The 21,217-nt window shown below is 64.7% G+C and carries 17 protein-coding genes and 2 riboswitches; of the genes, 10 read left to right on the forward strand and 7 right to left on the reverse strand.

The features are described 5' to 3' along the window. Window positions 1–44 precede the first annotated feature (44 nt). From ABEH27_RS14710 to cobW, 3 genes are read right to left on the reverse strand one after another with little or no spacing between them, the layout of a single operon-like run. Window positions 45–1,046 (reverse strand): AAA family ATPase, encoded by a 1,002-nt coding sequence (locus ABEH27_RS14710; RefSeq protein WP_346614285.1) that lies wholly within the window; start codon window positions 1,044–1,046, stop codon window positions 45–47. Between the two features lies 1 nt (window position 1,047). Further along, window positions 1,048–4,809 carry a cobaltochelatase subunit CobN gene (gene cobN / locus ABEH27_RS14715; protein ID WP_346614286.1) on the reverse strand — a complete coding sequence of 1,254 codons (3,762 nt, stop codon included), beginning with the start codon at window positions 4,807–4,809 and terminating at the stop codon, window positions 1,048–1,050. Window positions 4,810–4,812: 3 nt separating this feature from the next. Further along, complete coding sequence (gene cobW, locus ABEH27_RS14720; protein ID WP_346614287.1) at window positions 4,813–5,883, reverse strand: cobalamin biosynthesis protein CobW; 1,071 nt, start codon at window positions 5,881–5,883, stop codon at window positions 4,813–4,815. 99 nt (window positions 5,884–5,982) lie between these two features. Continuing rightward, window positions 5,983–6,194: riboswitch (cobalamin riboswitch) on the reverse strand. A gap of 179 nt (window positions 6,195–6,373) precedes the next feature. Beyond that, window positions 6,374–6,598, forward strand: a riboswitch (cobalamin riboswitch). A gap of 107 nt (window positions 6,599–6,705) precedes the next feature. Between cobW and ABEH27_RS14725 the strand changes: the two genes are divergently transcribed. The 7 genes from ABEH27_RS14725 (at window position 6,706) to ABEH27_RS14755 (ending at window position 13,241) form a co-directional block, all read left to right on the forward strand. Continuing rightward, entirely contained in the window at window positions 6,706–6,891 is a 186-nt protein-coding gene (locus tag ABEH27_RS14725; RefSeq protein WP_346614288.1) for a CbtB-domain containing protein, read from the forward strand. A gap of 9 nt (window positions 6,892–6,900) precedes the next feature. Beyond that, window positions 6,901–7,611, forward strand: a complete 711-nt coding sequence (locus ABEH27_RS14730) for a CbtA family protein (RefSeq protein ID WP_346614289.1) — start codon at window positions 6,901–6,903, stop codon at window positions 7,609–7,611. Further along, the gene (locus ABEH27_RS14735) at window positions 7,611–8,021 is read left to right on the forward strand and encodes a cobalamin biosynthesis protein (RefSeq protein WP_346614290.1); all 411 of its coding nucleotides are present in this window, start codon (window positions 7,611–7,613) and stop codon (window positions 8,019–8,021) included. Before ABEH27_RS14730 ends, ABEH27_RS14735 begins: the two co-directional genes overlap by 1 nt. Window positions 8,022–8,052: 31 nt before the next feature. After that, window positions 8,053–8,805, forward strand: coding sequence for a precorrin-4 C(11)-methyltransferase (gene cobM, locus ABEH27_RS14740; RefSeq protein WP_346614291.1), 753 nt, complete (start codon window positions 8,053–8,055; stop codon window positions 8,803–8,805). Window positions 8,806–8,871: 66 nt separating this feature from the next. Next, complete coding sequence (locus ABEH27_RS14745; RefSeq protein ID WP_346614292.1) at window positions 8,872–9,114, forward strand: DUF1272 domain-containing protein; 243 nt, start codon at window positions 8,872–8,874, stop codon at window positions 9,112–9,114. 223 nt (window positions 9,115–9,337) lie between these two features. Further along, window positions 9,338–9,952, forward strand: a complete 615-nt coding sequence (locus tag ABEH27_RS14750; RefSeq protein WP_346614293.1) for a response regulator transcription factor — start codon at window positions 9,338–9,340, stop codon at window positions 9,950–9,952. 13 nt (window positions 9,953–9,965) lie between these two features. Beyond that, window positions 9,966–13,241 carry a transporter substrate-binding domain-containing protein gene (locus ABEH27_RS14755; RefSeq protein WP_346614294.1) on the forward strand — a complete coding sequence of 1,092 codons (3,276 nt, stop codon included), beginning with the start codon at window positions 9,966–9,968 and terminating at the stop codon, window positions 13,239–13,241. Here ABEH27_RS14755 and ABEH27_RS14760 read toward each other — a convergent pair. Together ABEH27_RS14760 and ABEH27_RS14765 are read right to left on the reverse strand one after the other, a co-directional pair. Continuing rightward, entirely contained in the window at window positions 13,216–14,535 is a 1,320-nt protein-coding gene (locus ABEH27_RS14760; protein WP_346614295.1) for a PAS domain-containing methyl-accepting chemotaxis protein, read from the reverse strand. The genes ABEH27_RS14755 and ABEH27_RS14760 overlap by 26 nt on opposite strands. A 100-nt stretch (window positions 14,536–14,635) precedes the next feature. Beyond that, window positions 14,636–15,655 (reverse strand): LacI family DNA-binding transcriptional regulator, encoded by a 1,020-nt coding sequence (locus ABEH27_RS14765; protein WP_346614296.1) that lies wholly within the window; start codon window positions 15,653–15,655, stop codon window positions 14,636–14,638. 206 nt (window positions 15,656–15,861) lie between these two features. Between ABEH27_RS14765 and ABEH27_RS14770 the strand changes: the two genes are divergently transcribed. The 3 genes from ABEH27_RS14770 (at window position 15,862) to ABEH27_RS14780 (ending at window position 18,253) form a co-directional block, all read left to right on the forward strand. Further along, entirely contained in the window at window positions 15,862–16,401 is a 540-nt protein-coding gene (locus tag ABEH27_RS14770) for a gluconokinase (RefSeq protein WP_346614297.1), read from the forward strand. Between the two features lie 112 nt (window positions 16,402–16,513). Then, the gene (locus ABEH27_RS14775) at window positions 16,514–17,866 is read left to right on the forward strand and encodes a GntP family permease (RefSeq protein ID WP_346614298.1); all 1,353 of its coding nucleotides are present in this window, start codon (window positions 16,514–16,516) and stop codon (window positions 17,864–17,866) included. An 87-nt stretch (window positions 17,867–17,953) separates the two neighbouring features. Continuing rightward, entirely contained in the window at window positions 17,954–18,253 is a 300-nt protein-coding gene (locus tag ABEH27_RS14780) for a hypothetical protein (protein WP_346614412.1), read from the forward strand. A 63-nt stretch (window positions 18,254–18,316) separates the two neighbouring features. Here the strand turns inward: ABEH27_RS14780 and ABEH27_RS14785 are convergent, their stop codons facing one another. Further along, entirely contained in the window at window positions 18,317–19,741 is a 1,425-nt protein-coding gene (locus ABEH27_RS14785) for a sigma-54 dependent transcriptional regulator (protein WP_346614299.1), read from the reverse strand. Beyond that, window positions 19,710–21,206 (reverse strand): HAMP domain-containing sensor histidine kinase, encoded by a 1,497-nt coding sequence (locus ABEH27_RS14790; protein WP_346614300.1) that lies wholly within the window; start codon window positions 21,204–21,206, stop codon window positions 19,710–19,712. Before ABEH27_RS14790 ends, ABEH27_RS14785 begins: the two co-directional genes overlap by 32 nt. Window positions 21,207–21,217: the final 11 nt, after the last annotated feature.

Raw genomic sequence — 21,217 nt, forward strand, 5'->3', positions numbered from 1 at the left:
GACACGCGGCAGGGCATCCGCCACCTTGCCCGCAGGGCGGATGCTCAGGGCTTTTTTGCCCAGTTCGGCACCTCGCGCCTGGCGCCGCTGGCCACCGGTTGCGCGGGCAGCGCCCCCCAATCGCCCTGCCCGCCCTGGCTGGGCGCATCGCGGCCGCCCACCTCAGGCGGCGCTGAAGGCGCAGCGGCTTCTGGCGCCGCACGCCGGCGATGACGCAGGGCGAACTCTGCCACGGCATCGACATCGCCCTCCTCGATCGCTTCACCACCGCGCCAGGCGCAATGCGCGCGGGCGGCGCGCAACCAGACCAGGTCGGCACGCAGGCCATCGACCCCGGCGGCATAGCAACGCTCGGTGATCCAGGCCAGGGCCTGGTCGTCCAGGGCGATGGCCGCCAAGCCCTGGCGCGCCGCCTGGCAGCGCTCGCGCAGTTGCGCCTGGGCGGCGGCCCATTGCTCGCAGAACGCATGCGGGTCGGTGTCGAAAGCCAGGCGACGGCGAATGATCTGCTGACGCGCTTCTGGTGCCGGCAAACCTTCGAGCAGCACATTCAGGCCAAAGCGGTCGAGCAGCTGCGGGCGCAACTCACCTTCTTCGGGGTTCATGGTGCCGATCAGCACGAAACGCGCACTGTGCCGGTGGGAAATACCGTCACGCTCAACCCGGTTGGTGCCGCTGGCAGCCACGTCCAGCAAAAGGTCGACCAAGGTGTCGGGCAGCAGGTTGACCTCGTCGACATACAGCACGCCACCATCTGCCTGGGCCAGCACCCCCGGTGAGAACTGCGCCTTGCCCTGCCCCAGCGCCGCATCGAGGTCGAGGGTGCCGACCAGGCGCTCTTCGCTGGCGCCCAGCGGCAAGGTCACGAACGGCCCCTCGCCAAGCAGGTCGGCCAAGCCACGGGCCACGGTGCTCTTGGCCATGCCGCGTGGCCCCTCGATCAGCACGCCGCCGATCTTCGGGTCGATGGCAGTCAGGCACAGGGCCAGCTTGAGGTCGTCGGCGCCGACCACGGCCGCCAGGGGAAACTGTACGGGGTCACTCATTTCAAGCCTGTTCCTCGCCGTCGAGCAGTTGTTCCTCCAAGGCTTCGCGGTATTCACCGGGGGTTTCCCAGAGCCCGCGCTGCTGGGCCTCCAGCAAACGCTCGGTGAGGTCACGCAAGGCCTCGGGGTTATGCTCGCGCATAAAGTCGCGCGTCGCCGGGTCGAGCACGTAGGCATCGGCCAGCGACTGGTAATGATGGTCGTCGATCAGGTGCGTGGTGGCGTCGAAGGCGAACAGGTTGTCGACTGTCGCCGCCAGCTCGAAGGCGCCCTTGTAGCCATGCCGCTTGGCACCGTCGATCCACTTGGGGTTGAGGGCGCGGGCACGTATGACGCGGTTCAATTCCTCTTTGAGGGTGCGGATACGCGGCCGGTCGACCTGGCTGTGATCGCCGTGATAACTGGCCACCCGCTCGCCGGACAAGGTCTCGGACGCCGCCAGCATGCCCCCCTGGAATTGGTAGTAATCGTTGGAATCGAGCAGGTCGTGCTCATGGTTGTCCTGGTTCTGCAGCACCGCCTGCACCTGGCCCAGGCGGTGGGCGAACTGGGCCCGCGCGGGGGTGCCTTCGTCGCTGGCGCCATACGCGTAGCCGCCATGATTGAGGTACACCTCGGCCAGGTCGTCACGGCTGTTCCACAGGCGGCCATCGATTGCATTCTGCACCCCGGCACCATACGCGCCGGGCTTGGCACCGAATACCCGCCAGCCGGCCTGGCGTGCGGCCTGCTCGGCTTGCACACCTTGCGCTTGCAGCGTTTCACGCTCGCTGCGCACGCGCGCGGCCAAGGGGTTGAGGTCATCCGGCTCGTCCAGCGCCGCCACGGCCTGCACCGCCGCATCGAACAGACGGATCAGGTTGCCGAACGCATCACGGAAAAACCCCGAGACGCGCAAGGTCACGTCCACCCGCGGGCGGTCGAGCAGGCTCAGTGGCAGGATCTCGAAATCGTCGACGCGCTGGCTGCCGGTGGCCCACACCGGCCTTACCCCCATCAGCGCCATGGCCTGGGCGATGTCATCACCGCCGGTGCGCATGGTCGCCGTGCCCCACACCGACAGGCCGAGCTGGCGCAGGTGGTCGCCATGGTCCTGCAAATGGCGCTCGAGGATCAGGTTCGCCGAGGAAAAACCCAGGCGCCAGGCCGTGGTGGTGGGCAGGTTGCGTACATCCACGGTATAGAAGTTGCGGCCCGTGGGCAGTACATCCAGGCGGCCGCGGCTGGGTGCGCCGCTGGGCCCGGCCGGCACGAAACGGCCCGCCAGGGCTGCGAGCAGGCCGTTTATTTCTGCTGGCCCGCACGCGTCGAGGTTGGGTGCCACCTGCTCGAGCAAGGCCTGGACCACCTCGTGCACCGCCTGCCATTGCGCCTCGGCGGGCAGTTGCAGTTCGCCGTTCAAGGCTTGCTCGATGACCTGCAACGCCAACAATTCGAGACGCTCGCGGCTATCACCGAAGGTGCGCCACGGCGCTTGGCTGATGGCTTGCAGCAGGGTTGGGCATGGCCCTTCCCACGCTTGGCCGAGGTCGCAGTCCAAGGGGTCGAAGCCTAACGCCAAAGCCTTGGCGAGCGTGCGCAGCAAGCTGGCGTTGCCGCCGCGCCCATCTGCGCGCTCGACGCGCAGCAGGGCCAGCAAGGTATCGAGCCGCAGGCGTGCCTGCGGAGACTCGCCGAACACGTGCAGGCCGTCGCGAATCTGCGATTCCTTGAGGTCGCACAGGTAGGTGTCCAGGCGCGGCAACCACACGGCAGCATCATCCAGCTGGCCTTCCAACTGCAACTCGCGGTCGATGTGGTTGGCTTTGACCAGCTCAAGGATGTCGCGCTGCAACTCACGGGCACGCCGTGGGTCGAGCATCTGCGCTTCGTAGAACTCGTCGGCCAGTTGCTCCAGGTGACGCAGCGGGCCGTAGGTTTCGGCGCGGGTCAGCGGCGGCATCAGGTGGTCGATGATCACCGCCTGGGTGCGCCGCTTGGCCTGGGCGCCCTCGCCCGGGTCGTTGACGATGAACGGATAAATGTTCGGCAACGGGCCCAGCAGCGCATCCGGCCAGCACTGGGCGGACAGGCCCACGCCTTTGCCTGGCAACCACTCGAGGTTGCCATGCTTGCCCACATGGATGACCGCATCGGCAGCAAAGGCATGGCGTAGCCAGAAATGGAACGCCAGGTAACCATGCGGCGGCACCAGGTCGGGGTCGTGGTACACGGCGCTGGGGTCGACCTGATAACCGCGCGCAGGTTGAATGCCGACGAAGGTCAGGCCAAAACGCAGGCCGGCCACCATCAGCCGGCCGCTGCGGTACATCGGGTCTTGCTCGGGCGGGCCCCAACGTTCCAGCACCGCTTGCTGGTTGGCGACGGGCAGGCGCGCGAAGGCGGCCTGATAATCCACCAGGCTCAAGCTCTGCGCACAGGGCCGCTGGTCGAGGTGATCGAGGTCGTTGGTCACGCCGCCGAGCAACTGGTGAATCAGCTGCGTGCCGCTGCCGGGAAGTGCGTCGAGCGGGTAACCTTCTGCCCGCAGCGCCTTGAGAATGTTCAGGGCGGCTGCGGGGGTGTCGAGCCCGACGCCATTGCCGATGCGCCCGTCACGGGTCGGGTAGTTGGCCAGCAACAGCGCCACGCGTTTCTGCCCGTTGGGCAGGCGCGCCAGCTCGACCCAGCGCCTTGCCAGCTCGGCCACGAAGTCCATGCGCTCGGGGTGGGCGCGGTAGCAGACCACGTCGGACTGGCTGCGCTCGCTGCGCCAGGCCATGTCCTTGAAGCTCACCGGGCGAGTAATGATGCGCCCGTCCAGCTCGGGCAAGGCAATGTGCATGGCCAGGTCGCGGGCACCCAGGCCCTGCTCGCTGGCTTCCCAACCGGGTTGGTTGTCCTGCGCGCAGATCGCCTGCAGCACCGGGATGTCGCGACGAAACGGCCGCAGGTTGGGGCGCTCCGGGCTGGACAGGGCAAAACCTGTGGTGTTGATCAACACCTCGGCCCCAACGTCGTCCAGCCAGCGTTCGACCTGTTCCAGGCACGCGCTTTCCTTGAGGCTGGCGACGGCAATCGGCAACGGGTTGAGGCCTGCGGCCTGCAGGCGTTCGCAGAACACGTCGATGAACGCAGTGTTTGCCGCCTGCAGGTGCGAACGGTAGAACAGCAGCGGCGCCACCGGGTAGTCCGGGTGCCACTCGCCGTACCAGTCTTCCAGGGCCGCCGCGGGTTTGGCCGGGTGATAGACCGATGTGCGCGGCAGCGGCTGCGGCGCGTCCCAGCTGTAATCGCGGCCCAGCCACTGGTTGGCCAGGCACTTGAACAGGTTGACGGCATTGGCCTTGCCGCCCTGGCGCAGGTAGTGCCAGAGGCGCTCGGCCGGTTCACCGGTAACGGTGCCAAGGCCGGTCAGCTCAGGGTCCGGGCGGTCGTCACCCGGCACCAGAATCAGCTGCACGCCGCGCGCGGTCAGCTCGACCAACTGCTCGACGCCATAGCGCCAATAGCCGACCCCACCGTGCAACGACACCAGGATTACCTTGGCATGGCGCAGTACCTCGTCGATATACAGATCGACCGAAGCATGGTTCTGCACCTGCATGGGGTTGGCCAGGCGCAGGCTGGGAAAGTCGTCTGGCAGTTGCTCGGCGGTTTCGGCGAGCAGTGCCAGGTGCGAGTCGCCGCTGCAGAGGATCACCAGCTCGGCGGGTGTCTGGCCGAGGTCGGCGATGCTGTCGTCCGGCACGAAGCCGCCGGGCTGGGTCCGCAGCAGGTGCATGGGTCAGGCGCCCAGGGCTTGGCGCAGGCGCGCTTCCAGTTGCGCGGCATCGAGGTCCTGGCCAATCAGTACCAGGCGGGTCATGCGCGGCTCGCCAGCGCGCCAGGCACGGTCGAAGTGCTTGTCGAAACGGGTGCCCACGCCCTGGACCAGCAGGCGCATCGGCTTGCCGGGGATGGCTGCGAAACCTTTGGCCCGCAGAATGCCGAACTCCACTACCAGCTGGGTCAAGGCGTCGAGCAGCAGGGCTTCGTCGGCTTCCGGCAGGTCGATGGAGATGGAATCGAAGGCGTCATGGTCGTGGTCATCATGATCGTCGTCGCCGTCATGGTGGGCGTCATGGTGGGTGCGACGGCCATCGATGTGCGCTTCCGACTCAGCGCCAATACCCAACAGCACGTCCAGCGGCAGGCGGCCGCTGCTGGCTTCGATCACCTTGACCGCAGGCGGCAGTTCTTCGGCGACTTCGGCGCGCACCTTGGCCAGGCCTTCGGCGTCGATCAGGTCGGCTTTGTTGAGGACCACCAGGTCGGCACTGGCCAACTGATCGGCGAACAGTTCGTGCAGCGGCGATTCGTGGTCCAGGTTGGGGTCGAGCTTGCGCTGGGCGTCGACCTGGTCGGGGTAGGCGGCGAAGGTGCCAGCGGCCACGGCCGGGCTGTCGACCACGGTGATTACCGCGTCGACGGTGCAGGCGTTACGGATTTCTGGCCACTGGAAGGCCTGTACCAACGGTTTTGGCAGGGCCAGGCCGCTGGTTTCGATGAGGATGTGGTCGAGGTCGCCGCGGCGGGCCACGAGTTCGCGCATCACCGGGAAGAACTCTTCCTGCACGGTGCAGCACAGGCAGCCGTTGGCCAGTTCGTAGACACGGCCGCTGGCCTCTTCCTCGGTGCAGCCGATGCTGCACTGCTTGAGGATTTCGCCGTCGATGCCGAGCTCACCGAACTCGTTGACGATGACCGCGATGCGACGGCCCTGAGCATTGTCGAGCATGTGCCGGAGCAAGGTGGTCTTGCCCGAGCCGAGGAAGCCGGTGACGATGGTGACGGGGAGCTTGGCCAGTGTTTTCATGTCGCGTTGCCCTTGGCAGGATGGCGCGGGCATGCGGGACGAAAGCCTCGGGCCAGGCCGGCCGGGCTCGTTCGCCACCGGATCACCCCGCCCGGTTGAAAGTCGAAATCGTTGCGAGGCAGGTCTCCTGGCTTGCACCGTTCAGGCCTTGATCAGACAAGAGCCTGGCGGGATGACGCCTTCCCGCGCCTGGGCGCAGTGGCTGTGTCGATCCGTTGCCGGTACTTACAGTTGCGGGGGCAGCCGCGGCTTGTACCGCGTTCCCGTCTTAGCTTCGGTTTGGCCGAAGAACCTCGAAGCGGCAAGGCTACGCGGGGGGTGGCGGGTGGTCAACTCATGGCTTGAGATTTGTGGCGCCCTGGCGACCGAGCGCCGCGCGGGCGGCGCTCGATTTGCGCACCACCACGGCATTCAAGGAGCCCCCTTCGCGTCCCACTCCGCCTCCCCCCAACCCCATCAACCAATTGACGCCACCCCTGCCCCGTGCTCTCCTTACACCCTGCGTTCAGGTGCCCCCACGGGGGTGAAACGGGAAACCGGTGCGTCGCAGGCCCTCGACCAGGGCCCGACAACTCCGGTGCTGCCCCCGCAACGGTAAGCGAGCGAAGCGTCTAGACCACTGTGCCAAGCAGTACGGCATGGGAAGGTGACGCGTTCACAGGAGCCCTGCTCCTCCTCGCAAGCCCGGAGACCGGCCTGGCGTTCATGAACACCCCGCGGTGGGCGGGCGCTGTCGCATTCCCCTGGGCCATCCACGCCCGGGGCTGTCGCGCTCGCCTGTGCCCCGTTGCCCCTATAAAAAGCAAAGCAGAGGAACGCGTCATGCCCACCACCAGCGCCAAACACACCATCGCCACCCCCGTCACCCTCAGCCAGCGCGTCATCATCGCCGCCGGCGCCAGCCTGCTTGGCCTGTGCCTGATTTACTTCGCCGGCTTCTCGCACATCGAAGCCGTGCACAACGCCGCCCACGACACCCGCCACAGCGCCGCCTTCCCCTGCCACTGAGACCGCCCCATGATCAAGCGCATTGCCCGCACCGCCGGGTTCAGCGGCCTGCTTGCAGCGTTGCTGCTGACCCTGCTGCAAAGCTTCTGGGTCGCCCCGCTGATCCTCCAGGCGGAAACCTACGAATCGGCAGCCCCTGCCGCCGAGCACCATAGCCATGACGGCGAAGCGGCCGTTGCCCACGAACATGCAGCAGGCCATGAACACAGTGCCGAGGCCTGGTCGCCAGAGGACGGCTGGCAGCGCATCCTGTCCACCACCGGTGGCAACCTGGTCGTCGCCGTCGGTTTTGCCCTGATCCTCGCTGCGCTTTACAGCCTGCGTGAACCCAACCGCGTCAGCACCGGTGCGCTCTGGGGCCTGGCCGGGTTTGCGGTGTTCTGCCTGGCGCCCACCCTGGGCCTGCCGCCGGAGCTGCCCGGCACCGCCGCCGCCGACCTCGGCCAGCGCCAAAGCTGGTGGATCGGCACCGCTGCCGCCACCGGGCTGGGGCTGGCGCTGCTGGTGTTCGCCCGCCATTGGCTATTCAAGGTGATCGGCGTGGTCTTGCTGGCAGTCCCCCACGTGATCGGTGCTCCGCAACCCGACGTCCACCAAAGCCTGGCTCCTGAGGCCCTGGAAACCCAGTTCAAGATCGCATCCTGGGTAACCAATGCCGCCTTCTGGCTGGCCTTGGGCCTGCTCAGCGCCTGGCTGTACCGCCGCTCCAGCCACGCCTGATGGCAAACCAGCACCCACCGCCGGCCCTGTACGCCGGCTTTGGTTGCCGCCGGGGCTGCCCGGTGGACGTGCTCGACACGCTGCTGCGTCAGGCCCTGGAAAGCCACGGCCTGGCGCTGGCAGCGCTGCGCGGCATTGCCAGCATCGATTTGAAGGCCGACGAGCCAGGCCTGCAACAACTCGCCAAACGTTACGGCTTACCCTTGATGCTGTTCACCGCCAGCCAGCTGCACCCCTTCGAGCCCCTGCTCAGCCATCGCTCTGCGCTGGCCCACGCCCACAGCGGCTGCTGGGGTGTCGCGGAAAGCGCGGCCCTGGCCCTCGCGCACCTCGACCACGGCAATGCCAGGCTCCAGGTGACGCGGCAATCGCTTGGCCCCGCTACCCTCGCCCTCGCCTGCGGCGGATAATCGCTACATCCATTACCTGCAAGGAATCTTCATGACGGTCTACTTCATCGGCGCCGGCCCCGGCGACCCCGAGCTGATCACGGTCAAGGGGCAACGCCTGATCCGTCAGTGCCCGGTGATCATCTACGCCGGCTCTCTAGTGCCGACGGCAGTGCTCGAGGGCCATCAGGCCGAGACAGTCATCAACAGTGCCGAACTGCACCTGGACCAGATCATCGAGGCCATGCACACGGCCCATATAAAAGGCCAGGATGTGGCCCGGGTACACAGTGGCGACCCCAGCCTGTATGGCGCCATCGGCGAACAGATCCGCCATCTGCGCGAGTTGAATATCGGTTACCAGATCATCCCCGGCGTTACGGCCACCTCCGCCAGCGCCGCATTGCTGGGCTGTGAACTAACCCTGCCAGAGGTCGCGCAAACGGTGATTCTCACCCGTTACGGCGACAGCTCACCGATGCCTGCTGGCGAACAACTGAGCGACCTGGCGCGCCATGGCAGTACCTTGGCCATCCACCTGGGGGTCAAGCACCTGGCCCGTATCGTCGACGAACTTGTGCCCCATTACGGTCTCGACTGCCCGGTCGCCGTGGTGCACCGTGCAACCTGGCCGGATCAGGATTGGGCCCGCGGCACGCTTGGCACTATCGTCGAACAGGTGGCCGCCAAGGGCTTTCGCCGCACGGCGCTGATCCTCGTCGGCCACGTGCTCGGGGACGCACCGTTCGCCGCGTCAGCCTTGTACCGCGCAGGGCACGCACACCTCTATCGCCCGGGTGATTGACCATTGCCAACCTGCCAGGTGCCGTAGCAGACTCCAGGCTCCATTGCGCGGACCGGAGTCACGCCCATGCTCGAGCTACGCCCCAATTGTGAATGCTGCGACGTTGATCTTGCGGGCGACAGCCCTGACGCGCTGATCTGCTCGTTCGAATGCACCTTCTGCCGCAACTGTGCCGAAACCCGCTTCCAGGGCCGCTGCCCAAATTGCGCCGGCCAGTTGCTGGCCCGCCCCCCGCGCGTCGGCCAGGCGCTCAGCAACAACCCTGCCTCTACCCAGCGCGTGTCGAAGCCTCACGCCGCCTGCGCATAAGCAGCTACCGAGGGCAGGCAGCGTCGAGATGCCTCTGACGATGCCCGCCCTCAGCCGTTTTTGTAGGATTTTTCAACAAAGTCAGCCCGCTTAGTCAACAGATCTATACTCGCCATTATCAAGGCGTCGGAATGGAAGTATCGTGCTGCGCTGCAGAAAGACCTTGCAGACGTATTCCTGATAACCGCGGGAAACGGACCACATTTCGACAGGAGTTTTCCTCATGACAACCGTGCTGATCGTCGACGATCACTCTACCGTCCGCTTCGCGCTGCGCATGTTGCTTGAGCGCGAGCGCTTTCAAGTTATTGGTGAGGTCGACAATGGGAGTGAAGTTGGGCAGGTAGCACGCAACCTGCAACCGGATGTGGTGGTACTGGACATCGGGCTTCCGGGGCTTGACGGCATGGAGGTGATAAAGCGCCTGCAGCAGCTACCCAAAGTGCCAAGGATCATGGTGCTGACCGGGCAAGCCACCGACCTGTACGTACGCCGCTGCCTGGACGCCGGCATTGGCGCCTTCGTGACCAAGGATGAAGACCTCGAGGCTGTCGTCTTTGCACTCAAGGCGCTGGTGAAGGGCTATTCCACCTTTCCGCAGATGTCGGTCAACAGCAATTCCCTGGAAAGCGAGGCGGCGCGGCTGGGCAGCCTGTCAAACCGCGAGATGGAGGTACTGCGACGCCTGGCTCGTGGCGAGAACAACAAGAACATTGGCCATTGCATGAACCTCAGTGCCAAGACCATCAGCACCTACCGTGGACGCATCATGGACAAGCTCAAGACTGAATCATTGGTGGAAATGGTTGACCTGGCCACGCGCAACTACGTCAAGTAGGCCCGCAATCGCCATGAAACGCTCGCTGGCAGGCCTGCTCATGGCCATCGGCCTGGCCTGCTGCTCCCCTGCAACCCTCGCCGACGCCGAGCCACGGCAGCTGCTGGCGCGCTCCATCAGTGCTGCGCCACCGCTAAAACTGGGCAGCGAAGACCGGCAATGGCTGCAGCAACGCAAGGCTTTGCTGCTGGGTAGCTCCCGCCCCGATTACCCGCCGTTCGATATCAACATCAGCCAGGCCGACTATGAAGGCCTCAGCGCAGACTATGCCGGGCTGATTGCCGAGCAACTGGGCATACCGATCGAAGTCAGGCGATTTTCCAACCGCCATGAGGCGATCGCTGCCCTGCGTGATGGCAAGATCGACTTGCTGGGCAGCTCCAACGGCTTCGAAGCCGCCGATGCCCAGCTAAGCCTGAGCCAGCCCTACGCCGACGACTTGCCGGTCATCGTTACCCGCGAAGGGCGCACCCTGAAAAACGACAAAGACCTCGCCGGCCTGCGCCTGGCAATGGTCGATCATTACTTGCCGGGCGAAACGGTCCGCACGCTCTACCCCAAGGCTCAACTGAGTTTCTATCGCTCTACCCTGGCCGGCCTGGCGGCGGTAGAGATGGGCGATGCGGATGCGTACCTGGGCGATGCCATCAGTACCGACTATCTCATCGGCAAAAGCTACCAGGGCCTGGTAAGGATCGACCATTTCTGCCAGGTGCCTCCCGGGAGTTTCTCTTTCGCCCTGGCCAGTGACAACCAACGGCTTCGTCGCCTGGTGGATACAGCCCTGGGGAAGATTACCGAAAGTGAACGTTTAAGCATCCTGCGCCGCTGGAGCAGCGGCAACACCAGCATCCTGCTCGAGCGTCACTTGTCAGCGCTCAGCGCTGAAGAGCAGGCCTGGATCGATCGCAACCCGACGGTCAGCGTACTGATCGACACGGCACTCGCCCCGCTGACCTTCAACGATGCCCGCCAGCAACCGACAGGCATTACCATCGACCTGCTCAAGCGGATCGGCTTGCGCACCGGGCTGCACTTCAAGTTCATCGAGCGCAATGCCGTGCAGACCATGGTCGAGCAGGTGGCACGTGGCGAGGCGCAAATGATCGGTGCCTTGGGTTACGGCGCGCAGCGTGCGGCCCAGCTGCGTTATACCCGCCCCTACCTGGTAAGCCCGCGGGTCCTGGTAACGCGCAACCAGGCGGGGTGGCAGGTGCAATCCAGAGACCTTGATGGCCAGCGCATTGCCGTGGTGCGTGGCTCCCCCTTGCGCGCCGAGGTGCAGCGCCGCTACCCCAAGGCCAAGGTCGTCGAGGTGAACAACCCCCTGAGGCTCATGGAAGCCGTGGCCAACGACAGCGCTGACGTCGCCTACAGCAGCCACATCAATGCCACGTACTACATCAACCAGGTCTTCAAGGATAAGTTGCGCATTGCCAGCGTGCTCGGCGAAAACCCGGCCTTGGCTGCGTTCGCCGTCGCCCCCGGCCAACCGCAACTGCAGGCCATTCTCGACAAGGCCCTGCTGAGCATCCCGCCAGAGGAGCTGGACCAATTGGTCAACCGTTGGCGCACCAGCAGCCTGGTCAGCGACAGCCCATGGCGCAATTACCGTACGCTGGCGCTGCAGGTACTGGTGCTGTCTGCACTGGTGCTGGCCGGCGTGGTGTTCTGGAACAGCTACCTGCGCAAGCTCATCCACCAGCGCACAGAAGCCCAACGCGCGCTGCAGGAGCAGTTGGCACTGAGCCGCGGGCTGCTCGAACAACTGCGCCAGGCGAAAGACGACGCAGAGCAGGCGAGCCATACCAAGAGCACCTTCCTGGCAACCATGAGCCACGAGATTCGCACCCCCATGAATGCGGTGATCGGCCTGCTCGAATTGGCGCTCGAAGACGGCCGAGCCGGGCGCTGCGACGTCCTGGCGCTGCAGACGGCGCACGATTCGGCCATTGGCCTGCTGGGGTTGATCGGCGACATTCTGGATATCTCACGCGTCGAATCCGGCCATATGACCCTGCAACCGGTGGCTACCGACCTGGTTGAACTGGTACGCAGCACCTTGAGGGTTTTCGAGGGCAATGCACGAACCAAGGGCCTTCGCCTGCAGAGCGAATTGCCTGACGCGCCCGCCTGGGTACTGGCAGACGCCCTGCGGCTCAAGCAGATTCTTTCCAACCTGTTGAGCAATGCCATCAAATTCACCGACCGCGGCGAGGTGCAAACCAGCCTGGTGATTCAGCCAGCAACCGCAAGCAATGCCGTGCTGGTCGAGCTGAACGTGCGCGACACCGGCATTGGCATTGGCCCGGCGGACCAGGCGCGACTGTTCAGTGCCTTCGCCCAGGCGCGAGGCCCGCGGGCACGCCAAGGCGCAGGCCTGGGCCTGGTCATCAGCCGGACCCTGGCCGAGCTGATGGGCGGCACACTGAGCCTGCAAAGCGTCGAGGGCGTAGGTACCAAGGTGCTGGTCGAACTTCGACTTCCCGTCAGCGAAGCGCCCGCCCCCGCCGAGGCCGAAACGCCGGCCCAGGAAGGCGAACACGGGCCATTGAACATCCTGGTGGTGGATGATTACCCCGCCAATTTGCTGCTGCTGGAAAAACAGCTGACCACCTTGGGCCATCGGGTGACCTTGGCAGAGGACGGTCAAACGGCCCTGGATCACTGGCAGCAAGCGGCGTTCGACCTGGTGATCACCGATTGCAGCATGCCGGTCATGGATGGCCACGACCTGACGCGCAGGATTCGTCAGCAGGAGCAGGCGCTTGGTCTGCCCGCCTGCAAGATTCTCGGGATTACCGCCAATGCTCAAGCAGAGGAGCGCGAGCGCTGCCTCGCCAGCGGCATGGACGATTGCCTGTTCAAGCCACTCGGCCTGCGCACCCTCGCAGCCCATCTACCGCAGGCCCGCCCCGGTGCTGCTGCAGGTGTGCCAAGTGGCAGCGGTTTCAACCTGAACGAGTTGCGCCACCTTACCCAGGACGACGAGCAACTGGTGCGGCGCCTGCTCGAGCAGCTGTCGCAAAGCGCCAGCGAAGACCTGGCCGCGCTGCATGCCTTGGGCACAGCGCCGGACCGCGACGCGGTGCGTGCGGTGGCCCACCGCATCAAGGGCGGCGCCAAGATGCTCAAGGTGCGCGCAGTCGTGCGCGATTGCGAAGCCATCGAACAGGCCCAGGCCGAAGGCTTGCCGACCGACGCGCTGCAGTTGCGGCTTAAAACCAGCCTGCAGGCCCTGCAGCGCGAACTGGCGGATGCCCTCAGTGCAATTGCAGCGTCGAGTTGATCTGGCTGATGGCATCGACCACGTGGCGTGAGCCCTGCTGGATTTCCATGATCACCGTGCCGGCCTCGTTCGCCAGGGCAACGCCTCGCCCCGTGCGCGTCAGGCTCGACTGCATGCTGGCCACTGCGGTGAGCGAAAGGTCATGGTTCTGCCGCACCACATCGACAATTTCCAAGGTGGCCTTGCTGGTCCTGGCAGCCAGGCTGCGCACCTCGTCGGCGACCACGGCGAAGCCGCGACCATGCTCACCGGCGCGGGCCGCCTCAATGGCGGCATTCAGGGCCAGCAGGTTGGTCTGGTCGGCAATGCCGCGGATGGTCAAAACGATCTGCCCGATCACATCCGACTGTTTACTGACCGCATCGATGCTGCGCGCCGCGTCATTGAGCTCCTGGGAAATCTGTTCGATGACCTGCACCGTCTGCTGCACCACCTCGGTACCCTTGCGGGCGCAGGCGTCGGTCTGCACAGAGCTGGCATGCGCCGCTTCGGCCGCGCTCTGCTGAGTGCTGACCTGCGCTGTGATGTCGCTGGCGAACTTGACCACTTTGTAAAGCCGGCCCTTGCTGTCGAAGATCGGGTTGTAGGAAGCCTCCAGGTACACCGTCTGGCCTTGCTTGTTGACCCGCTCGAAGCGATGCGAGTGGTACTCGCCGCGGTTCAACGACGCCCAGAATTCGCGGTACCCGGCCGACTCGCGCTCATGCGCCAGGCAGAACAGCCCATGGTGGCGGCCAACCACCTCTTCCAGGCGGTACCCCATGGTCGAGAGGAAATTCTGGTTGGCCTTGATCACCCGCCCCTGCGGGTTGAACTCGACCACAGCCATGGAGCGGCCGATGGCTTTGAGCAGGCTCTGGTTTTCGTGCTCTTCCTTTACCCGCTGGCTGATATCGGAGGCCACCTTGATCACGCTGGTCACGTGCTGCAGCTCATCACGCACCGGCATGTAGCTGGCTTCGAGCCACACCTCGCGGCCCGCCTTGTCGACACGTTCGAATGTCCCGCTGATGGCCTTGCCTTCCCCCAGCTCCCGCCACAACTGCTGGTACTCGGCCGTTTTCACGTAGGCCGGGTCGCAAAACAACCGGTGGTGCTTGCCGCGCAACTCTTCGACGGTATAACCCATGGTCTGGCAGAAATGGGCATTGGCGTCGAGGATGGTGCCATCGGGGGCAAACTCGATCATTGCCATGGAACGGCTGATCGCCGCGAGCTTTGCCTGGGCTTCGGCAAGGGCTTGGCGAGTGCGCTGAATTTCGATCAAATCTGACTTGCGATGAAAATCGAACATGGCGCCGGGGTCCTTTGTGCGCGGGGTTTCCTGAGCATAGATCGGCGCCGAAAGCATGCAAGCGAACTGATATCACTTAGTCATTAGTGACAAATAAAAGTCAGGAGCTTTCGCGCACCATCAATTCAAACCCCAGGTCCTGCTGCTCGGTGGACACGCGCTTGCCATCGAGCAAGGCCAGCAACGCGTGTGCCGCGCCCCGACCGACGGCAGCCCGTGGCGTACGGATCGAGGTCAGGCGCGGCACCATGTGCGCTGAGGCCGGCAAGTCATTGAAACCGACCATCGCCACCTGGCGCGGCACTTCGATCCCCTGCCGCAACGCCTGCAGCACCGCGCCCTGGGCCAGGTCGTCGTTGCAGAAGAAAATGCCGTCCACATCCGGCGCCTGCGCCAGCAGTTGGCTGAACAACTCGCTGCCCAGTGCAATGGACGAGGGCTGCGGCGAGAGGATTTCAAGTTCGGTCGCGGCCATGCCTGCCTCGGCCAAAGCCTGGCGGAAGCCTTCGGCCCGTTGCATCACGCGCGGGTCGAGTTGCGCGGCGATGAACGCCAGGCGCCGCCGACCACGCTCGAGCAAGTGCTGCGCGGCCGCGCGGCCGGCCTGCTGCTGGGAAAAACCGACGGACAACGCACCCGCCTCGCCGCCCAGCTCCATCATGTGCACGCAGGGCACCCCGCTGGCCGTCAGCATTTGCCGCGAAGCCTCGCTGCGGTCGAAGCCGGTGAGCAGCATGCCGCACGGCTGATACGCCAGGTAGTTGCGGATCAGGTTTTCTTCTTCGTCGATATCGTAGTGATAGTTGCCGATCAGTACTTCGAGCCCGCGGGGGCGCATGACATCGTGGATGGCCTCCAGGGTGTCGATGAACAGCTGGTTGGACAGCGACGGGATCAGTACCACCACCGACTGGCTGCGTGCAGAAGCCAACGCCCGGGCGGCCGGGTTGGCGACATAGCCCAGGCTGGCTGCAGCGGCCACCACCTTTTCCACCAATTCCGGGGCAACGGTGCTGACGCCGCGCAGCGCGCGGGAGGCGGTAATCGGGGAAACCCCGGAAAGCCTGGCGACTTCTGCCAGGGTGGGACGACCGGTAGTGCGGGAGCCTGATCGGGACATGAATGTTGTAATTTTACTACTTGCAAGGGAGGGGAACGGTCACTAAGGTAGCGCTGTCTCAGGACGCAGGCAATGTAATCTTTGGTGGTGGCCGCTACACGCCTTCTGCCAAGCGTCCATACTGCGTAACGACAAGATCAATAACACCGGGGAGTAGCCGTTCGTCCACGACGAGACAGCGCTATCTCGCCCCGCAGGAGGTACTGATGAATTCTCCCCTGTCCGCCATTGTGGTGATGGGCGTGGCCGGTTGCGGCAAAAGCTGCGTCGGTGCTGCCATTGCCGCCAGAAGCGGCGGCCGCCTGATTGAAGGCGACGCGTTTCACCCTGCCGAAAACATCAAGAAGATGAGTGCTGGCACCCCCCTCAACGACGACGACCGAGCCGGCTGGCTGGTGCGCCTTGGCCAGGAACTGCAAGCCACGGTCAAGGATGGCGAACGCCCGATCCTCACCTGTTCGGCTCTCAAGCGCCGCTATCGCGACACCCTGCGCGAGGCGATGCCGGGGCTGGTGTTCGTATTCCTCGAGCTTACCCCTGCCGAAGCTGAAAAGCGCGTGCTCGCCCGCCCTGGCCACTTCATGCCGGCAAGCCTGATCGACAGCCAGTTCGCCGCCCTTGAATCTCCCCATGGCGAGCCCCTGACGCTGCCATTGGATGCCACGTTGCCCATCGAAGCGCTGGCCGAGTCGGTAGACGCCTGGCTAAAGCCCTGCGGTGAGCGGAACCTGGCGCGGACCGCCTGACCCGGCGGTTTATCCGGCTCACCAAAGACAGCGCTGTCTCGATGCCCTGAAACGGCGAAAGTTCAATTAAAAGCAACGCCAAAAACAACGATAAGACCGAGGCCTTAAAACCATGTTCGGACTGGCTACAGATACCTACCTGCTGCTCGACGCCCTGGTGACCATCATCGGGCTGATCCTGCTGATCACCCATTTCAAAGTCCACCCCTTCGTTGCCCTGACCATTGCTGCGGGCTTTCTCGGCCTGACGTCCGGCATGCCAGTGGCCAAGGTCATGAAATCGTTCCAGGACGGTTTTGGTGGCGTGCTCGGCTTCGTCGGCATCGTCCTCGCGCTGGGCACCATGCTCGGCAAGCTGATGGCCGACTCCGGCGGCGCCGACCAGATCGCGCAAACCCTGATCCGCGCCTTCGGCAAGAAGAACGTGCACTGGGCGATGATGTTCGCCGCGTTTCTGGTGGGCATCCCGCTGTTCTTCGAAATCGGCTTCGTGCTGTTGATTCCGCTGGTGTTCATCGTCGCCCGACGCTCCGGGGTATCCCTGATCAAGATCGGCATCCCGCTGCTGGCAGGGCTTTCCGTGGTTCACGGCCTGGTGCCGCCGCACCCAGGCCCACTGCTGGCGATCGGCATCTTCAAGGCCGACATCGGCAAGACCATCTTCTACGGCCTGCTGGTGGCGCTACCTACGGCGATTATTGCCGGCCCGCTGTTCGGTAACTTCATCTCCCGCTACATCCCCGGCAACCCGTCGCAGGAACTGATGGACCAGATTGCCAAGGAGTCCGATCAAAGCAACCTGCCCAGCTTCACCATCACCCTGGTCACCGTACTGCTGCCGGTGGTACTGATGCTGCTCAAGACCTTCGCTGACGTGGTCCTGCCAGCCGAACACATCGTACGCCAGTGGATGGACTTGATCGGCCACCCGATCACCGCCCTGCTCGCTGCCTTGTTGCTGGCGTTCTACACCTTCGGCTCGGCGCGTGGCTTCACCCGGCAGCAGATCATGAAGATGCTCGACCAGAGCCTGGCACCCACCGCAGCCATCGTGTTGATCGTCGGCGCTGGCGGTGGCTTCAAGCAGATGCTGGTGGACACCGGTGTCGGTAACGTGATCGGGCAGATGGCGGTGCAGGCGGAAATTTCGCCGATCATGCTGGCCTGGCTGGTGGCGGCGGTTATCCGCATCGCCACGGGCTCGGCGACCGTGGCGACCATCACCGGTGCAGGTATCGTCGCACCGGTGATCGACCTGGTGCCCGGGGTCAACCGGGAGCTGCTGGTGCTGGCCACCGGCGCTGGCTCGTTGATTCTGTCCCACGTCAACGATGCCGGCTTCTGGCTGGTGAAGCAGTACTTCAACATGACGGTGGCCGAAACCTTCAAGACCTGGAGCATGATGGAGACCATCCTGTCGGTAGTCGGCATCATTTTCATCATGGCGCTGTCGACGGTGGTGTGACCGCTGATCGGCGTAATGGCACCTTGGTGCGTCGGGTAGGGCCGAACAGACATACGTGCCCTACCCTCGCAAAGGAGCCTGCCCATGATGATCCGCACCAGCTTGTTGCTCGCCACCCTGCTCGCCGCCCCGCTGGCCCTGGCGGTTGGCACCGGCCCGACCTACCCTGACGACCCGCACAACCCGGCGCCAAAACCGGGTGTCGACAGCACCCTCAACCCGATCGAAAAGCCCATGCCGCGGGACACCGACCCGCGCATACAGGGCAATGACCCGGAAAGCCCGCCCGCCAGGCAGAATGACAACCGCGACCTGCCGGGTATGGATGGCACGGGGTCGGAAGGAACGGGTGGCCAGGGGGCCGGCTCGGACGGTGGCCAGCGTTAGACTTCATTGGCCTCCTCGCGGGTAAACCGTGAAGGGGCCGGACTAGCCCCTACCGGATACCGCTCACCACTGACGCTTGTCAGGCCGGGTCAACCCCAGTTTTTCGATCTTGTAGCGCAGCATATCCCGCGAAAGGCCAAGCATCCGCGCCGATTTGGTGACGTTCCAATCGGTGCGATCGAGCGTCTTGCACACCAGGTCGCGCTCCATGTCCGGCAAGCTGGTGCCAGGCTCCGGTTCATGCCGCGGCATTTCATACAGTGTGGCGGTGGGCTGGGCCAGCGGCTCGTCGACCAAGGTCAGGCACAGGTTGAGCTGATGCGCCTGCACCACTTCATTGGGCGCCAGCAACACGGTCTGCTCCAGCATGTTGCGTAGCTCACGCACATTACCCGGCCAGCTGTAACTCAGCATCAGGGCCTCGGCCTCGGCACTGAAGCGCAGGTTCGGCTTGCCATAGCGGCGCCCGTGGTGGGCCAGGAAATGCCGGGCCAGGATCAGAATGTCCTGCCCACGTGCGAACAGCCGAGGCACCTTCAGGGCAATGATGCGCAAGCGGAAGAACAGGTCTCGGCGGAACTTGCCCTGCTGCACCATCTGTTCGAGGTTGCAGTTGGTGGCGCTGATCACCCGCAGATCCACCTTGCGCTCCTTGACCGCGCCGATGCGGCGGATGCTGCGGTCTTCCAGCAGCTTCAGCAGCTTTGCCTGCAGCACCAGGTCCATCTCGCCGATCTCATCGAGGAACAGCGTGCCGCCATCGGCGGCCTCGACCAGCCCCACACGGCGCTCCTTGGCATCGGTGAAGGCGCCCTTTTCATGCCCGAACAGCTCCGCTTCCAGCAAGTTGGCGGGGATCGATGCGCAGTTGAACTCGATGAACGGCCCCTTGCTGCGCGACCCATCGAAATGCAAGGCGCGGGCGACCAGCTCCTTGCCCGTGCCGGTTTCGCCTTCGACCAGCACTGGCGGCAGGTCGTCACTGGCCATGCGGCGCTCGGCATCGAGCACCTGGCGCAGCGTGTGCTTGAGCGTGAGCATCACCGGTGACTCGCCGATCAGGGCCTGTAGCCCGGACTTCTGCGCCTCGCGCTCCTGGTAGAACGACAGCGTGCGCTCCATGCGGTCGGTCGCCAGGGCCTTTTCCAGCGTCAACTTGAGCTCGGCGAGCACCACGGGCTTGGTCAGGTAATGGAACGCGCCCTCCTTCATCGCTTGCACGGCATCTTCGACGTTGCCGTAGCCGGTCATCATGATCACCTTGAGCTCCGGTGCCTGCGCCACCAGGGTGCGCAACAGGTCGTGGCCGTTCATGCCGGGCAGCGAGTTGTCGGTGAGCACCGCGTCGGGCTGGATGCGCTTGATCTGCTCCAAGGCAAGCTCTGCGCTGTTGCACACGGTCACCTCGAAGCCCTTGAGGCTCAGGTAGGTGCGAATGTTGTTGGCAAGGATTTCATCATCCTCGACTACCAGGATGCTGTGCTCCATGTTCCCCTCCCGCTGCAATATTGAAAGTGAGGCTGACGCGGGTTCCTTCCTCTTCGCGGCTGCTCAGGCTGACCGAGCCGCCGAACCGTTCCATGATGCGCTTGGCCAGCGCCAGGCCTACACCGAGGCCGCCCTGCTTGGTGGTGAAAAACGGCTTGAAGACCATCCGTTCCTGCTGCTTGGTCATGCCTTTGCCGGTGTCGCTGAGCAGCAAGTCGACCCACTGGCCATCCCGCACACTGACCTGAGCACGCAACTGGCCGCCGCTGGGCATGGCTTCGATGGCATTGGAAAACAGGCTGTTGAGGATCTGCGACAACTGCAGCGGCTGGCTGGCCACCCATTGCGCCTGCGGCCCCTCGAAGGTGAAGCGCACGCCGTTGCGCTCGATCTGCTGGGCAAAGGCCTGGCGGGTATCGTCAATGGCCGCCACCAGGTCCACGGCTTCGGCGATGTCGCTGGTGGGGCGCAGCGACACCAGCAGTTCGCGCACCCAGCGCGACATGCGGTCGACCTGGCTGATGATGTCGACAATGTTCTGCTGCGCCTGGGGGTTGGCGATTTCCTGGGCAAGCTCTGCACTGGAGCGAATATTGGCCAACGGGTTGCGCATGCTGTGCGCCACCGCCGAAGACATCTCGCCCAGGGCCACATAGGTTTCGCTGGCCACCAGGCGGTCCTGCTGGTGGCGCAGCATGGACGCAGCACGGCGCACGATCCAGAACAGGCCAAAGTAGATCAGCGCCCCGCCCAGCAAGGTCGAGGCCCAGATCAGCACGTAACCGCGCTGGATACGCCGGATCAGGTCCTTGGGCTCTTTGTAGATCTCGACCATCGCCATCACCTGCTCGCCCTGGCTGTCGAACAGCGGGACGTAGTTCTCGATGAACAGGTACTGCGGGGCGCGCTGGAACTTCTGCTCTTCGCGGCCTTCTTCGGCCTTGTGGTAGCTGGCCGATACCGCCTTGCGCGAGCGGAATGCATGCTCCAGCTCGCCATCGGCCGCGATGCGCTTGCCGACCAGTGCCGGGTTGGTCGACCAGACGATGGTACGGTCGCGGGCATAGACGTTGGCCAGCAGCGTGTCGGGCAAGTGCTCGACATGGTCGAGAAATTCGACGCGGGTCGACTCGGCGAGCGCGGGGCTGACCTGCAGGTGTTGATGGTCCAGCCGTGGGTCGAGCAATTCGCCCATGGTGGTGCCGGGCGGCAGCTGCGAATGGCGCACCTCGGCCTGGGCCATGGCCTGGATGAACTGGGCGGTGAGCATGGCGTCGCGCTCGACGCTGTCACGCACCACGAAACGCGTCGAGACGTAACCCAGGCCGCCTGCCACCGAGGCAATGATCAGCAGGCTGATCACCGAAAACCAGCGCAGCAGGTTGAACTCGCGAAGCGGGGCAGCGAAGCCGCTGCCAGGCTGCGCCGGGGTCTTGTCGGGGAATTCGGTTTCCAGCGTCTGCATCGCTTCGTTCC

Origin of the sequence: Pseudomonas sp. P39-UII1, assembly GCF_039672635.1 — a bacterium.
In the GTDB taxonomy this organism is placed as follows: Bacteria; Pseudomonadota; Gammaproteobacteria; order Pseudomonadales; family Pseudomonadaceae; genus Aquipseudomonas.

Bases quoted from the DNA above. Each gene is read 5' to 3' on its own strand.
- cobW (WP_346614287.1), bottom strand. From the start codon at position 5,883: ATGAAAACACTGGCCAAGCTCCCCGTCACCATCGTCACCGGCTTCCTC.
- ABEH27_RS14745 (WP_346614292.1), top strand. From the start codon at position 8,872: ATGCTCGAGCTACGCCCCAATTGTGAATGCTGCGACGTTGATCTTGCG.
- ABEH27_RS14725 (WP_346614288.1), top strand. From the start codon at position 6,706: ATGCCCACCACCAGCGCCAAACACACCATCGCCACCCCCGTCACCCTC.
- ABEH27_RS14790 (WP_346614300.1), bottom strand. From the start codon at position 21,206: ATGCAGACGCTGGAAACCGAATTCCCCGACAAGACCCCGGCGCAGCCT.
- ABEH27_RS14710 (WP_346614285.1), bottom strand. From the start codon at position 1,046: ATGAGTGACCCCGTACAGTTTCCCCTGGCGGCCGTGGTCGGCGCCGAC.
- ABEH27_RS14780 (WP_346614412.1), top strand. From the start codon at position 17,954: ATGATCCGCACCAGCTTGTTGCTCGCCACCCTGCTCGCCGCCCCGCTG.
- ABEH27_RS14785 (WP_346614299.1), bottom strand. From the start codon at position 19,741: ATGGAGCACAGCATCCTGGTAGTCGAGGATGATGAAATCCTTGCCAAC.
- ABEH27_RS14730 (WP_346614289.1), top strand. From the start codon at position 6,901: ATGATCAAGCGCATTGCCCGCACCGCCGGGTTCAGCGGCCTGCTTGCA.
- cobN (WP_346614286.1), bottom strand. From the start codon at position 4,809: ATGCACCTGCTGCGGACCCAGCCCGGCGGCTTCGTGCCGGACGACAGC.
- ABEH27_RS14755 (WP_346614294.1), top strand. From the start codon at position 9,966: ATGAAACGCTCGCTGGCAGGCCTGCTCATGGCCATCGGCCTGGCCTGC.
- ABEH27_RS14735 (WP_346614290.1), top strand. From the start codon at position 7,611: ATGGCAAACCAGCACCCACCGCCGGCCCTGTACGCCGGCTTTGGTTGC.
- ABEH27_RS14770 (WP_346614297.1), top strand. From the start codon at position 15,862: ATGAATTCTCCCCTGTCCGCCATTGTGGTGATGGGCGTGGCCGGTTGC.
- ABEH27_RS14750 (WP_346614293.1), top strand. From the start codon at position 9,338: ATGACAACCGTGCTGATCGTCGACGATCACTCTACCGTCCGCTTCGCG.
- ABEH27_RS14775 (WP_346614298.1), top strand. From the start codon at position 16,514: ATGTTCGGACTGGCTACAGATACCTACCTGCTGCTCGACGCCCTGGTG.
- cobM (WP_346614291.1), top strand. From the start codon at position 8,053: ATGACGGTCTACTTCATCGGCGCCGGCCCCGGCGACCCCGAGCTGATC.
- ABEH27_RS14765 (WP_346614296.1), bottom strand. From the start codon at position 15,655: ATGTCCCGATCAGGCTCCCGCACTACCGGTCGTCCCACCCTGGCAGAA.
- ABEH27_RS14760 (WP_346614295.1), bottom strand. From the start codon at position 14,535: ATGTTCGATTTTCATCGCAAGTCAGATTTGATCGAAATTCAGCGCACT.